General features: G+C 71.0%; 12 protein-coding genes. 7 read left to right on the plus strand and 5 right to left on the minus strand.

Going from position 1 to position 13,227, the window contains the following annotated elements; genetic code table 11:
- The first annotated feature begins 233 nt into the window (after positions 1–233).
- From AB0Q90_RS39920 to AB0Q90_RS39930, 3 genes are all read left to right on the plus strand, one after another.
- On the plus strand, positions 234–1,685 hold the full coding sequence (locus AB0Q90_RS39920) for a streptophobe family protein (RefSeq protein WP_363164967.1): 1,452 nt from the start codon (positions 234–236) through the stop codon (positions 1,683–1,685).
- A gap of 214 nt (positions 1,686–1,899) precedes the next feature.
- Entirely contained in the window at positions 1,900–2,598 is a 699-nt protein-coding gene (locus AB0Q90_RS39925) for a response regulator transcription factor (protein WP_363165029.1), read from the plus strand.
- The gene (locus AB0Q90_RS39930) at positions 2,595–4,199 is read left to right on the plus strand and encodes a HAMP domain-containing sensor histidine kinase (protein WP_363164968.1); all 1,605 of its coding nucleotides are present in this window, start codon (positions 2,595–2,597) and stop codon (positions 4,197–4,199) included. The genes AB0Q90_RS39925 and AB0Q90_RS39930 overlap by 4 nt, the downstream gene beginning before the upstream one ends.
- Positions 4,200–4,344: 145 nt before the next feature.
- Here the strand turns inward: AB0Q90_RS39930 and AB0Q90_RS39935 are convergent, their stop codons facing one another.
- Both AB0Q90_RS39935 and AB0Q90_RS39940 read right to left on the minus strand, forming a co-directional pair.
- Positions 4,345–5,160 carry a GTP pyrophosphokinase family protein gene (locus tag AB0Q90_RS39935; RefSeq protein WP_363164969.1) on the minus strand — a complete coding sequence of 272 codons (816 nt, stop codon included), beginning with the start codon at positions 5,158–5,160 and terminating at the stop codon, positions 4,345–4,347.
- Between the two features lie 100 nt (positions 5,161–5,260).
- Positions 5,261–5,845, minus strand: coding sequence for a TetR/AcrR family transcriptional regulator (locus AB0Q90_RS39940; protein ID WP_363164970.1), 585 nt, complete (start codon positions 5,843–5,845; stop codon positions 5,261–5,263).
- 79 nt (positions 5,846–5,924) lie between these two features.
- Between AB0Q90_RS39940 and AB0Q90_RS39945 the strand changes: the two genes are divergently transcribed.
- Complete coding sequence (locus AB0Q90_RS39945) at positions 5,925–6,362, plus strand: tautomerase family protein (protein ID WP_363164971.1); 438 nt, start codon at positions 5,925–5,927, stop codon at positions 6,360–6,362.
- The gene (locus AB0Q90_RS39950) at positions 6,355–7,371 is read left to right on the plus strand and encodes an alcohol dehydrogenase catalytic domain-containing protein (RefSeq protein WP_363164972.1); all 1,017 of its coding nucleotides are present in this window, start codon (positions 6,355–6,357) and stop codon (positions 7,369–7,371) included. The genes AB0Q90_RS39945 and AB0Q90_RS39950 overlap by 8 nt, the downstream gene beginning before the upstream one ends.
- A 63-nt stretch (positions 7,372–7,434) precedes the next feature.
- On the opposite strand, the gene AB0Q90_RS39955 is transcribed toward AB0Q90_RS39950, so the two are convergent.
- The 3 genes from AB0Q90_RS39955 to AB0Q90_RS39965 all read right to left on the minus strand — a co-directional run bounded on the left by AB0Q90_RS39955 (position 7,435) and on the right by AB0Q90_RS39965 (position 11,330).
- Positions 7,435–7,833, minus strand: coding sequence for a PIN domain-containing protein (locus AB0Q90_RS39955; protein ID WP_363164973.1), 399 nt, complete (start codon positions 7,831–7,833; stop codon positions 7,435–7,437).
- A 62-nt stretch (positions 7,834–7,895) separates the two neighbouring features.
- Positions 7,896–9,227: a TRAM domain-containing protein gene (locus tag AB0Q90_RS39960; RefSeq protein ID WP_363164974.1), complete on the minus strand. Its 1,332-nt coding sequence runs from the start codon at positions 9,225–9,227 to the stop codon at positions 7,896–7,898.
- 54 nt (positions 9,228–9,281) lie between these two features.
- Positions 9,282–11,330 (minus strand): APC family permease, encoded by a 2,049-nt coding sequence (locus AB0Q90_RS39965; RefSeq protein WP_363164975.1) that lies wholly within the window; start codon positions 11,328–11,330, stop codon positions 9,282–9,284.
- A 427-nt stretch (positions 11,331–11,757) separates the two neighbouring features.
- On the opposite strand from AB0Q90_RS39965, the gene AB0Q90_RS39970 reads away from it, so the two are divergent.
- Positions 11,758–12,429: a TrkA family potassium uptake protein gene (locus AB0Q90_RS39970; protein ID WP_363164976.1), complete on the plus strand. Its 672-nt coding sequence runs from the start codon at positions 11,758–11,760 to the stop codon at positions 12,427–12,429.
- Positions 12,429–13,106 (plus strand): TrkA family potassium uptake protein, encoded by a 678-nt coding sequence (locus AB0Q90_RS39975; protein ID WP_363164977.1) that lies wholly within the window; start codon positions 12,429–12,431, stop codon positions 13,104–13,106. The genes AB0Q90_RS39970 and AB0Q90_RS39975 overlap by 1 nt, the downstream gene beginning before the upstream one ends.
- Positions 13,107–13,227 lie beyond the last annotated feature (121 nt).

Genomic DNA, 13,227 nt, shown 5'->3' on the forward strand with positions numbered 1-13,227 from the left:
GCTCTCAGGACTCTCCCAGAACCTCTCCGGAACATGGCAGCCGGGACCGCGAGTCTGTGCGAGTTCCCCCCAGCACGCGGCGTCGTCAATTCCCCCGGACGGCGCCGCGTGCTCAACCGCGAGCGAAGCGGAGAGAACTCCCCATGGCTGCCACTGCGCCCCGCCTTCAGCCCCGGCCAGGGTCCGGTCCACGATCCGGTGCCGGAAGGCAGCCTCAACGCCGGCCCGCGCCGGTGCTGTTGCTCGATCCGTGGCAGCACGCTTTGGAAGGGGCGGGGGCCGCCCTGTGCGCAGTCGTCGCCATGGCGTCGGTGTCCGCGCTGGGGCTGGTTCTGCTGGACGCCGGGTCGGTCGGGTCGCTGTGGTCGCTGACCATGGCGGTGACCGCGATGGCGGTCGGTGGTTCGGTGACCGCGGGGTCGGATGCGTCGGGCGACACGGGGTCGATGGGAGGCCTGGCCTCGCTGTTCGGCGGTGAGGGCGGCATGGGGCCGTCCATGAGCGGTGCGGCCGATGTGGCGCCGCTCGGTGTGACGCTGGTCGGTGCGGTCGTGTTGTGGGTCGTCTTCTCCTGGCGGCTGCGGTCGGAGCAGCAGCGTAGGTTCACCGCGGGTGAGCTGGGCGTACGCGCGGCCGGGGCGGGGGGCACGGCGCTGGTGGCGCTGATGGTCGTCGCGGCGCTGGGAAAGGGCTCGGTCACCGTGCCGGAGTCCGCGATGGACGCGATGGGGGTCCCGGAGGGCGGAGCGGCCGACGGCGGCATGGGCGAGCTCATGGGCGGCGGCGGTGGCCTCGGTGAGCTCCTTGGCGGCGGTGGTGGCGGGATGGCCGCCATGTCGTCGATGACCTTTCAAGTGGGCGTAGCGGCAGCGGGTTTGGGCGCGGTGGTGTGGGTGGCCGTCGTCCTTGGTGTGGGCTGTCTGATCAGTCGCCGGGCCCGGTTGCCGCTCGGCGGTGCGCTGGACCGGCTGCGCACGACTTGGGCGCCGATCCTGTCGGCCGTGGTCCGCACCCTGATCGTCCTGGCCTGTGTGGTGCTGGTGCCCCTGGTGATCGTCGGCTCAGCGGTGGGCGATCGGGCCGGGATGCTGGCCGGTGGCGCGTTGCTGGCCGCCCCGAATGCGCTGGCCGTCGCCCTGTCGCTCGGTGCCGGGTCCGGCTGGGTGTTCGACATGCATCCGGTGCAGGGCGACGGCAGCAATCCGCTGGCCGGGCTGATGGGGCGGATGGGCGGCAGGGAGGGCACGTCCGGCCTGGGTGGCGGCCGGCAGACCGACCGCACCGAGCACCTGGGGTCCCTGTCGGCCGGCGGATGGCCTTTGTGGGTCGTGGCCCTCGCGGTGACCGGCATCATCCTGCTCGGCTGTGCCTACCGGGTGTCCCGCACGACCGACGCGGGGCGGATGCGCCCGCTGCACCCCTACTCCGGTCCACTGGCCCACCACCTGGGGATGGCCGAGCGGTGTGCCCTGGCCGCCGCCGTGGTCCTGGGCGGCGTTGTCCAACTGGCCGGGGCATCAGGGAACTTCGGGATCAGCATGTTCGGCAGCGCGATGGGCGGCACGCAGGCCGAGCTCAGCGGCAGTGTGCTGCGTACGGTCGGGTGCGGTCTGCTCGTCGGAGGCCTCGCGGGATTCGCCGGCAGCGCGCTGTCCCGGCTGCCCGGCGGGCGCGGATCACGGTGACGATCACGGCCCGGGACTCACAGCTTGCTTTCGTATCCTGCCCAGCGGCTTCCCGGGCCTCCGTGGGCGGCGTGCCGTCCACCGTTCCCCTCTGTACGGCTGGTCCGGGTGCCGATTCCCGGTTGCCAGGAGGCCCCCTGTGTCATCGATCGAACGCCCCGTCTCCCGTACGGCCGATGCGGCGGACGCCGTCGGAGCCGAGACCACCTCAGGCGTGAACCTGCTGGTCGTGGACGACGAGCCGACCGTACGGGAGCTGCTGTGCGCGGCGCTGCGGCATGCCGGCTTCACGGTCGCCGCGGCCGCCACCGGGCAGGAGGCTCTGCACCGGGCGGCGGAGGTCTCGCCCGACCTCGTTCTGCTGGACGTGATGCTGCCGGACCTCACCGGCTTCGAGGTGATCCGCCTCCTGCGTGAGCAGCACCGGCCCGCCGCGGACTCCCGTGCCGGGCACATACCCGTGGTGTTCCTCACGGCCCGCGACGCCACCCAGGACAAGATCGAGGGCCTGGTGCTCGGCGGCGACGACTACGTCACCAAGCCGTTCGACCTCGAAGAGCTGATCGCCCGCATTCGTGCCGTGATGCGCCGCACCAGCGGCGATCCCACCGCGCTGATCCGCGCGGCCGACCTGGAACTCGACCCCGACGCCATCCAGGCGACCCGCGCGGGGCAGCCGCTGCGTCTGTCGCCCACGGAGTTCCGGCTGCTGCACTACCTGATGGTCAACGCCGGGCGCACCGTGTCCAAGGCGCAGATCCTCGGGCGGGTGTGGGACTACGACTTCAACGGCGACACCAACATCGTCGACACCTACATCAGCTATCTGCGCCGCAAGATCGACAACGGCGGCCCCAAGCTCATCCACACCGTGCACGGTGTGGGTTACGTCCTGCGCGGACCCAAGTCGTGACCGGGACCCGCATCGGGGTCCTGTGGTCGCGGGCGTCGCTGCGCAGCCGGGTGCTGCTGCTGTCCGTGGCCCTGCTGACCGTCGGGTTCACGGCCTTCAGCCTGGTCACCGGGAACTCCCTGCGGGGGTACATGGAAGACCGGGTGGACGCTCAACTGCGCGCCACCGCCCAGGTGTTCTCGCTGCTTCCGGCCACGGTGGCCCAGACCGGGGCCGAGCGGCGGCCGCCGTCGGGCCTCGCGAGCTTCAGCACGGATGTCCTCGGCAGCCCGGTCATTACATACGTCGCCGAGGACGGCACGGTGGAGAGCAGTATCGACTCGCTGGCCGCGGCGGGCCGGACGAGCGATGCGCGCAGCCCGTCCCTTCCTCGCCTGGACTCGGCCGCGGTGGCGGCCCTCGAAGGGCGTCCGTTCACCGTCGCCGGCACGGAGGGCGATACGCGGTGGCGGGTGCTGGCTGTTTCGCGGGCCGGTCGAGTCGGTGCGGCCGGGGCGGATTCCGGCAGCGTGATCGTGTCGACGCCCATGACGCAGGTGGACGACACCGTCAGCCGCAACTACCGGAGCACGGGACTCGGTCTGCTCGCGGTCCTGGCGGTGGCGGGCTGGTTCGCGGTCCGCTCCGGGCTCAAGCCGCTGTCCCGGATCGAGGAGACCGCTGCTGAGATCTCCGGCGGTGATCTGTCTCGCAGAGTGCCGGAACTGGCCGGTCCGAACACCGAGTTGGGGCGGCTCTCCACCGCGCTGAACGGCATGTTCGGCCAGCTGGAGGCCGCCTTCGCGGCACGGGCCGAGTCCGAGGCGCGGATGAGCCGGTTCGTCGCCGACGCCAGTCACGAACTGCGCACTCCGCTGGCCGGCATCAAGGGACTGGCCGATCTGCACCGCATGGGCGCCCTCGCGGAACGTGCCGACATCGACGCCACGATGGAGCGCATCGCCCGCGAGTCCGACCGCCTCACACGGCTGGTCAACGACATGCTGCTGCTTGCCCGCCTCGACGAGCGCGAGGCAAAGGGCGCGGAAGGATCCACCGCGGACGCCGCGTCGAGTCTCGACCTCGCCCCGACCGACCTGCGGACCCTCGCCGCCGATGCGCTGCATGACGTGCGGGCGTTGGATCCCTCTCGCCCCGTCACGCTCACCGGACCGGCCGGGCAGGGAGATCCGGCCTCCGCCCCGACGCTCGCGGACGAGGCCAGACTGCGCCAGGTGGTCACCAACCTGGTCGGCAACGCGGTCACCCACACCCCCTCGGGGACGCCCCTTCGTATCGGCGTCGGCACCATCGGCGAGCATGCCGTCCTGGAGGTCGCCGACCGGGGACCGGGGCTTGCTCCGGAGCAGTGCGGCCGCATCTTCGAGCGCTTCTACCGCGCGGACGGCTCGCGCAACCGAGCCACCGGAGGAGCCGGACTGGGCCTGGCGATCGTGCAGGCCCTGGTCACCGCGCACGCGGGACACATCGAGGTCGACTCCGCCCGGGGACTGGGGGCCACGTTCCGGGTTCTCCTGCCTCGGCTCAGCGACCTGGACGGCCCAACCGACCTTTCGGACAGGTCAGTTGTTCAGGCCAACTCGCCCGCTACGGCGACCTGATCGCCCTGCCCGCCCACGGCAGCACGTTCCACCCGGCGCCGCACGCCTGAGGCCTGCGCCCACGTCCCGGGGCCGGTCCGTCCAGGTGGGTCCACCGACCGGCTGCGGTGACGGCGGCGCCCTCGCCCGTCACGAAACGCGGCGCTCAGTCCGTCGATCTCCGGGAGCCGCTGTCGCCGCCACCGTCGCCGCCCTCACCCTCCGCGCAAACGCTGCGCCACAGCCGCATCAGCATCTGCTCCTCCACGTCCTGCGCGGTGTCCTCGGCGCGCTCCCACCCGCCGCCGCGCACCTCGGCGTGAAGCTCTTCCATCCGCCGGTCGAGCTGCTCGGCAACCCTCGCGGCCTCGGTCAGACTGGCCACCAGACCGGCGGGCACATGGCCGTCGTACTTGTAGTAGATCTTGTGTTCCAGGCTGGCCCAGAAGTCCATGGCGATCGTCCGGACCTGCACCTCGACGGTCACGGGGAGCGGGCCGGTGCTGAGGAACACCGGGATCTCGATCAGCGCGTGCAGGCTCTTGTAGCCGTTGGGCTTGGGGTGGGCGATGTAGTCCTTGACCCGGAGCACCCGTACGTCGGTCTGGGAGGTGAGCGCGTCGAGGACCCGGTAGGTGTCGGCGATGAAACTGCACGTGATGCGCACGCCGGCGATGTCATGGATGCCCGCCCGGATCGCCTCCGGCGTCGGGGCGATGCCGAGGCGCGCGACCTTGTGCAGGATGCTCTCGGGGGACTTGACCCGGGAGGCCACGTGCTCGATCGGGTTGTACCGGTGCAGGTGCAGGAACTCCTTGCGCAGGATCGACACCTTGGTCAGCACTTCGTCGACGGCGAACTCGTGCTCCATCTGGATGCGCTGGAAGTCCCTGCGGATCCTGCGCGCGAACGCCACATCCACCGGCTTGAGTGGTTCCCCGCCGGCGCCGCTGTCCTGAGGGGCCTGCGTCGGGTCGGCCACGGTGGTGCTCCTCTCGCGCTCCCATGCTCGCACCGGCGAGGAGCCCCGGCCACCGGCACCGCCGGGGCGTGACGATCATTACCGTGCGCCCGGGCGAGGATCAGTTCGCGGTCGCGGCGGCGATGAGGGCCTGAAGCTGCTCGGCGGTACGGTCGAGCGGCTCGGTGCTGCGTTTGGCGCGGCACATGGCGACCGTGCCCTCGACAGCGGCGACGATGAGCGTGGCGAGCTGCTCGGCCCGCTCGGCTTCGACACCGTGCGCCCGCAGCGAGTCGGCCAGCAGGGTCTCCCACCGTTCGAAGACCTCGGCCGCGGCCGTCAGCGCGGGCGGGATCTCGCCGCCCTGGGGCTCCTCGATGGCCACGGCGAGGACGGGGCAGCCGGCATGGAAGTCGCTGTCGACGACGACCTTGCGCCACAGATCGAGGAACGCCCGCAGCCCGTCCGCCGGGCCCGCCTCAAGCTCCTTGCGCAGACTGCCGACGACCCATTCACCGGTGAACCGGATGGCTTCCGCGGCCAGTTGCTGCTTGCCCTCGGGGAAGTAGTGGTACGTCGAACCGAGCGGCGCCCTGGCGTGCTTGGCCATCTCCCGGATGCTCGTGGCGCTCAGCCCGCGCCGGCTGATCATGTCAGCGGCACCGGCCACGATCCGCTCGCGCGACGGCGTACTGCTCTTGGCCACCCGCGTTCTCCCCTCTGGCTATAACGACCGTCATAGTCTACCGTGACCGAGGTCTATAACACTCGTCATAGGAGCCACCATGCCCATGATCCGGTTGACCGTTCCCTCAGGCGCTCTCACCGAGGAGGCCCGCACCACCGTTCAGCGTGACCTCGCCTCCGTACTGCTCCGCTGGGAGGGCGCGCCCGACACCGCCTTCTTCCGCGCCCAGGCATGGAGCTACCTCGTCGAACTGCCCGAGGGCGCCCAGACCACCGCCGAGGACGACGCGCCCCGCTTCCTGGTGGAGGTGACGGTGCCGCAGGGGGCGCTGTCGGAGCGACGCAAGGCAGGCCTGGTGGAGGACGCGACGAAGACGGTCCTGTCCGCCGCCGGCCTGGCTCCGGACGACGCGCTACGGGTCTGGGTGCTGGTCCACGAGCAGCCGGACGGCACCTGGGGTGCGGGCGGCTCCGTCATCCGCTACGCCGATCTCGTCGCTCTGGCGCAGCAGGGCAAGGGGCAGGCCGATGCGTGAGCTGACGTACGTGGGCCGCCGCACGGTCGAGTGGCGCGAAGCCCCCGACCCGAAGCTCCGGTCCGACGGGGAGGCGATCGTCGCACCGGTCGCCGCAACGCCGTGCGACGTGGACTCGGCGATCCTGGCAGGACACGGCTTCATCGACCCGCCGTTCACCCTCGGCCACGAGTGCGTCGCCCGCGTGACGGACGTCGGGGCCGCGGTGACCACGGTCACCCCCGGCGACCTGGTCGTCGTCCCCTGGTCCATCAGCTGCGGCACCTGCGACCACTGCCGCACCGGCCTGACCGCCCACTGCACGGCCGTACCGCACATGGCCATGTACGGCGCACCGATCGGCGGCAGTTGGGGCGGCCTCTTCTCCGACCTGGTCCGCGTCCCGTACGCCGACGCCATGCTCGTACCCCTGCCCGCCGGCCTCGACCCGGTGGCCATGGCCTCGGCGAGCGACAACTGGTCCCTGTCCTGGCGCCTGGTCGCACCCCACCTCAGGGCCCGCCCCGGCGCCCGGGTACTGGTCGTCGCCCGGGGCAGCATCGGCCTCTACGTGTGCGACATCGCCCGCGCGCTCGGCGCCTCCGACGTCCTCTACGTCGACCCCGACCCCGAACACCGCGCACTCGCCGAGAGCTTCGGCGCCCGCACCGCGGAGTCGATCGAGCCGATCCGCCACGGCTTCGACCTGGCCGTCGAGGCCACGGGCCGCGTCGACCAGCTCGCCCTCGCCGTCAAGTCCCTGGCCCCGGAGGGCATCTGCGAATCAGCGGGCAACCACTTCCGCCCCGGCGAACTGCCCCTGCTCGACATGTACCTCACCGGCGTCACCCTGCGCATCGCCCGCGACAACGTCCGCGCCCACATCCCCGACGCCCTCGAACTCGCCGCCTCCGGCACCGTCACCCCCGAACGCGTCGTCTCCCACGTCCTCGACTGGGAACAACTCCCCGACGCCCTGCCCGAGAAGCACCTCAAGCCCGTCTTCGTCCGCGACGACACCACTGGGTGACCACGCACTCCACATGACGAGTCATCGGGAGCACGTCACAAGGCGCCGGGCCAGGTGCGAAGGTCAGACCTTCTCGGCGATCACGCGAGGGTGTGCGACCGTGAGCATCCCGATGTCCTCCACAGCGGGCGTCAGGATCGTCACCCGTCCAGGGTGAGAGAGGGCCGTCGCACACAGCATGGCGTCGATGGCGTACTTGTGACCATGGAGGCCCGCGGCCCGAAGCAGCGTGGCAGCCGACTGGGCGATCGCTTGCGTGACCGGCTCGACTCGGAGGCGGGACAGGGTCCACTTGAGGGCAGCGTCATTGATCTTCGGGTGGACCACCTCGACCAGGGCAGCCGCCGAGGTGATCACCGGAAGATCGGCATCGCGGGCCGCCGTGAGCCACTCGTGGACGTCCCGATCCCGCTGGACCGCTTTCGCCAGGCCCTCGCTGTCCAGGATCAGCGCACCGCTCACGCAGCTGCCCCGGATTCGGCTGCGGAGCCGGTCAGCTTGTCCCGCTTCGCGGTAACCGCAGGTCAGTGACCCTTCTCGGCGGGCTCCAGAATCGCCACGCACTCGACGTGGTGCGTCATCGGAAACAGATCGAACACCCGCAACGTCCGCACCCGATACCCCCCTTCCCGGAAGTACCCCAGGTCCCGGGCCAGCGCCGCCGGATCGCACGCCACGTACGCGATCCGGCGCGCCCCCAGCGACGCCAGGTGTGCGACCGTTCCGCGGCCCGCGCCCGCGCGGGGCGGATCCAGGACGATGAGGTCGACCTCCGTGATGCCCGTGCGGGGCAGCACCGACTCGACCTTGCCCTGCTCGATGCGGACGCGGTCGAAGTCCGCGAGGTTGTGCCGGGCGTCCTCCACCGCGCGCTTGCCGGACTCGATGCCGAGGACCGCGCCCTGGTCGCCGAGGCGGTCGGCGAGGGCGCCGGCGAAGAGGCCCACGCCGCAGTAGAGGTCCAGCGCCATCTCGCCCTTGCGGGGCAACAGGCCCTGCATCACGGCCGTCACCAGGGTGTCGGCGGCCTTCGGGTGGACCTGCCAGAAGCCGCCGCTGCCGACGCGATGGGTACGGCCGTCCGCGCGCTCGCGGACGAAGGGGCGGCCGTGGACGCGGTGGACGCCGCCGTCCTTCTCCTCGACCCGCATCACGGAGACCGGCTTGTCGAGTTCGACGATCGGGAGGCGGGCGCCTGGGCGCGGGGTCAGGATGACCTGGCGGTCCTGCGAACCGGTCGCCGCGATCGCCTCGATCGACGCCATGCCCGGCCACTCGCGCCGCTCGATGCCGAGCTCGCTCACGCCCTCCGCGGCGATCATGCAGTGCTCGATCGGCTCGACCTCGTGCGAACGGTGGCGGCGCAGCCCGGCCCGGCCGGTCGTGGGGTCCACCGCGTACTGCACGCGCGTGCGCCACTGGGGCACCTGCCCGGCGGGCAGCTTGTCGCCCTCGGCGGGCATCACCGTGCCGTCCCAGCCGGCCTCCTCGGGCGTGAGCCCGGCCAGCCGCTTGAGCTGCTCGGCGACGACCTCGCCCTTCATCCGGCGCTGCGCGCCCGGCTTGGCGTGCTGCCAGTCGCAGCCGCCGCAGCGGCCCGGACCGGCGTACGGGCAGGGCGCCTCGATGCGGTCCTTGGACGCCTCCAGCACCTCGACCGCGTCGGCGCGCAGGAAGCGGGCGCCCTCCTCACCCTCGGTGACCCGGGCGACGACACGCTCGCCGGGCAGCGCGTGCCGCACGAACAGCACCTGCCCGGCCTCGGTGCGGGCGATGCAGTGGCCGCCGTGGGCGACGGGGCCGACCTCGACCTCGTAGGCCTCCCCCACCAGCGATTTCTTCGGTTCTGCCTGCATGGCGGGGTGACTCCAGGTGCGTAAGGGGAATGGGCCGGACAACAGCCCACCAGTCTACGACTGCTTCGACGCCTCCTTCGCCCGCTCCTCGGCGGGTCCGCGCCGCACCGAACCCGGCGCGTTCCACTCCTGGCGCTTGCGGGCCCGTCGCTTGGCGACCTCGGAGGACTGGAGCTGGTAGGGCACCGAGGTGACCATGACGCCCGGCGTGAACAGCAGTCGGCCCTTCAGGCGCAGGGCGCTCTGGTTGTGCAGCAGGTGCTCGTACCAGTGGCCGACGACGTACTCGGGGATGATCACCGACACCGCGTCGCGCGGGGACTCCCGGCGCAGGTTCTTGACGTACTCGATGATCGGCCGGGTGATCTCGCGGTAGGGCGAGTCGAGGACCTTCAGGGGGACGTCGATGCCGCGTCGTTCCCACTCGGCCTTGAGCGCCTTGGTCTCGGCCGCGTCGACGTTGACGCTGAGCGCCTCCAGGGTGTCGGTGCGCATCAGCTTGGCGTAGGCGATGGCGCGCAGCGTGGGGCGGTGGATCTTGGAGACCAGGACCACGGAGTGCACCCGGGAGGGGCGGACGCTGTCGTCGCTCGGGCCCTCGGGGGCGGCGATCTCGTCGGCGACGCGGTCGTAGTGCTTCCGGATCGCGGTCATGGTCGCGTAGAAGATCACCATGCCGAGCAGGGCGACCCAGGCGCCGTGCGAGAACTTGGTGACGAGGACGACGACGAGCACCAGGCCGGTGAAGAAGGCGCCGAAGGTGTTGATCGCGCGGGAGCGGATCATGTGGCGGCGCTTGGCCTGGTCCTTCTCGGTGCGCAGATGGCGGTTCCAGTGGCGGACCATGCCGGTCTGGCTGAGCGTGAAGGAGACGAACACGCCGACGATGTACAGCTGGATCAGCCGCGTGGAGTCGGCGCCGTAGATCCACACCAGCAGGGCGGCCGCGCCGGCCAGGAGCACGATGCCGTTGGAGAACGCGAGGCGGTCGCCGCGGGTGTGCAGCTGGCGGGGCAGGTAGCGGTCCTGGGCGAGGATCGAGCCGAGCAGCGGGAAGCCGTTGTAGGCGGTGTTCGCGGCGAGGAAGAGGACCAGGGCCGTGGCGGCGGCGAGCAGGATGAAGAAGAACGTGCCGTCACCGAAGACGGCGGCCGCGACCTGCGAGATCACCGGGTCCTGGACGTAGTCGGCGCCCACCGGGACGCCGTTCTCCACAAGGTCCTTGGCCGGGTTCTCCGCCATGTGCACGTCGGTGGCCATGGCGAGGCCGATGATGCCGCAGAACATGGTGACCGCGAGCGCGCCCATGAGGGCGAGCGTGGTCGCCGCGTTCTTCGACTTGGGCTTGCGGAAGGCGGGGACGCCGTTGCTGATCGCCTCGACGCCGGTGAGCGCGGCACAGCCGGAGGAGAACGCGCGCAGCAGCAGGAAGACCAGGGCGAAGCCGGCCAGACCCTCGTGCTCGGCCTCGATGTGGAAGTCGGCGGTCGGTGCCTCCATGGTCTCGTCGAGGACCAGACCGCGGAAGGCACCCCAGGCGATCATGATGAAGACGCCGGCGACGAAGACGTACGTCGGGATCGCGAAGAGGCTGCCGGACTCCTTCACTCCGCGCAGGTTCATCAGCGTCAGCAGAACGATGATGCCGACGGCACACAGCACCTTGTTCTCGACGACGAACGGGACGGCCGAGCCGAGGTTCTCCACGCCGGAGGAGATGGACACGGCCACCGTGAGGACGTAGTCCACGAGCAGCGCGCTGGCCACGGTCAGACCGGCCTTCGGGCCGAGGTTGGTGTTCGCGACCTCGTAGTCGCCGCCGCCGCTGGGGTACGCGTGCACGTTCTGCCGGTAGGAGGCGACGACCGTGAACATCAGAACCACGACCGCCACGGCGATCCAGGGGCTGAAGTGATACGCCGACACGCCCGCGATGGACAGGACCAGCAGTACCTCTCCGGGTGCGTAGGCCACGGAGGACAGCGGGTCGGAGGCGAAGACGGGGAGGGCGATGCGCTTCGGCAGGAGCGTTTCGCCCAGCCGGTCGCTGCGCAGCGCCCGCCCGATCAGAATCCGTTTGGGCACGTCGGTCAGTTTGGACACGACAGAGAATCGTAAGCGCTTGGCCGGAACACCGCCCACCCGCCACCCGAGATCCGCACGTCTCCTGCGCCGCTTGTGCTCTCCGAGTGAAATCCGGGTGCGGTGCGGCTGTGGGTTCCACCGCCGACCGGATCGACGTGTCTATATGACAAGCCGACCCCGTTTTCCCTTGCGTCGCGCGGCCGTTGCCGCCCAGGGAGGTTCCATGCACACCACCGCGGAGCTCATCGGCGCGGCCGCCGCCCTGGTCGTTCTCGGCGTCCTGGCGCTCGCCAGCGTCCGGAGCATCAGCCGCCGCTGATCGTCCCGAACCGCACGGCAACCGTGCACAGGGGTGCCCGCGTCCTACCGCGCGTGTGTAGCTTGGGCGGCGGTCTGAGACCCTGTTAAGGCCAAGTCAACGACTCTTGACACCGGAAGGACGGTCGTGCACATCGTCATCATGGGCTGCGGAAGAGTGGGTTCCGCTCTTGCCCAGACCCTGGAGCAACAGGGGCACACGGTCGCTGTGATCGATCAGGACCCCACCGCCTTCCGCCGCCTCGGCCCAGGTTTCGGCGGCCGCCGGGTCACCGGTGTCGGCTTCGACCAGGACACCCTGCGTGAGGCGGGCATCGAGGAGGCCGGCGCCTTCGCCGCCGTCTCCAGCGGTGACAACTCCAACATCATCTCCGCGCGCGTGGCCCGCGAGATGTTCGGTGTGGAGAACGTCGCGGCCCGTATCTACGACCCCCGCCGTGCCGAGGTCTATCAGCGCCTGGGCATCCCGACCGTGGCGACCGTCCGCTGGACGGCCGACCAGATGCTGCGCCGGCTGCTCCCCTCGGGCGCCGAGCCGCTGTGGCGCGACCCCACCGGCGGTGTGCAGCTCGCCGAGGTGCACACCGCCACGGCCTGGGTGGGCCACAAGATCAGCAGGCTGCAGGAGGAGACGGGCGTCCGCGTGGCGTTCCTGACCCGCCTCGGCGAGGCCATCCTGCCCAGCTCGCAGACGGTGCTGCAGGAGGGCGACCTGGTGCACGTGATGATGCGCACCGACGAGGTCGACAAGGTCGAGGCGGCGTTCGCCAAGGGTCCCGAAGAGGAGGGCGGTCACTGATGAGGGTCGCCATTGCCGGTGCCGGTGCGGTGGGCCGCTCGATCGCGGGCGAGCTGCTGGAGAACGGCCACGAGGTCCTGCTCATCGACAAGGCGCCGACCGCCATCTCGGTCGAGCGCGTCCCGCAGGCGGAGTGGCTGCTCGCCGACGCCTGCGAGATCACGTCCCTGGACGAGGCGGCGCTCCAGCGCTGCAACGTCGTGATCGCCGCGACCGGCGACGACAAGGTGAACCTGGTCGTCTCCCTGCTGGCGAAGACGGAGTACGGCGTCCCGCGCGTCGTCGCCCGCGTCAACAACCCCAAGAACGAATGGCTCTTCAACGAGTCCTGGGGCGTCGACGTCGCCGTCTCGACGCCCCGCCTGATGTCGGCCCTGGTCGAAGAGGCTGTCTCGGTCGGCGACCTGGTCCGCCTGCTGCGCTTCAGCCACGGCGACGCCAACCTCGTCGAGCTGACCCTGCCCGAGGAGTCGGCGCTGGCCGGCACCCAGGTCGGCGACGTGGAGTGGCCGCAGGACACCTCCCTGGTCACGATCATCCGCGGCACCCGCGTCCTGACCCCGACCCGGGACGACTCCCTGGAGGCAGGCGACGAACTCCTCTTCGTGGCCGCCCAGGCCCGCGAGGAACAGCTGGAGGACCTGCTCTCGGTACGCCGGGAGGACGCGACGGGCTGAGCCGCCCACGCGGTCTACGACGACGGAGGGCGCCCCGGGAATCCCCGGGGCGCCCTTCCCGACTCAGCCCGTCCGGCGTTTGAGGGGCGGCGGGGGCGAGAAAACAACCCGACGCCCACCC

The sequence above is a fragment of the Streptomyces sp. NPDC079141 genome (genome assembly GCF_040686775.1).
In the GTDB taxonomy this organism is placed as follows: domain Bacteria; phylum Actinomycetota; class Actinomycetes; order Streptomycetales; family Streptomycetaceae; genus Streptomyces.

Coding starts and splice junctions, on each gene's coding strand:
- AB0Q90_RS39950 (WP_363164972.1), top strand. CDS start 6,355: ATGCGTGAGCTGACGTACGTGGGCCGCCGCACGGTCGAGTGGCGCGAA.
- AB0Q90_RS39945 (WP_363164971.1), top strand. CDS start 5,925: ATGCCCATGATCCGGTTGACCGTTCCCTCAGGCGCTCTCACCGAGGAG.
- AB0Q90_RS39975 (WP_363164977.1), top strand. CDS start 12,429: ATGAGGGTCGCCATTGCCGGTGCCGGTGCGGTGGGCCGCTCGATCGCG.
- AB0Q90_RS39960 (WP_363164974.1), bottom strand. CDS start 9,227: ATGCAGGCAGAACCGAAGAAATCGCTGGTGGGGGAGGCCTACGAGGTC.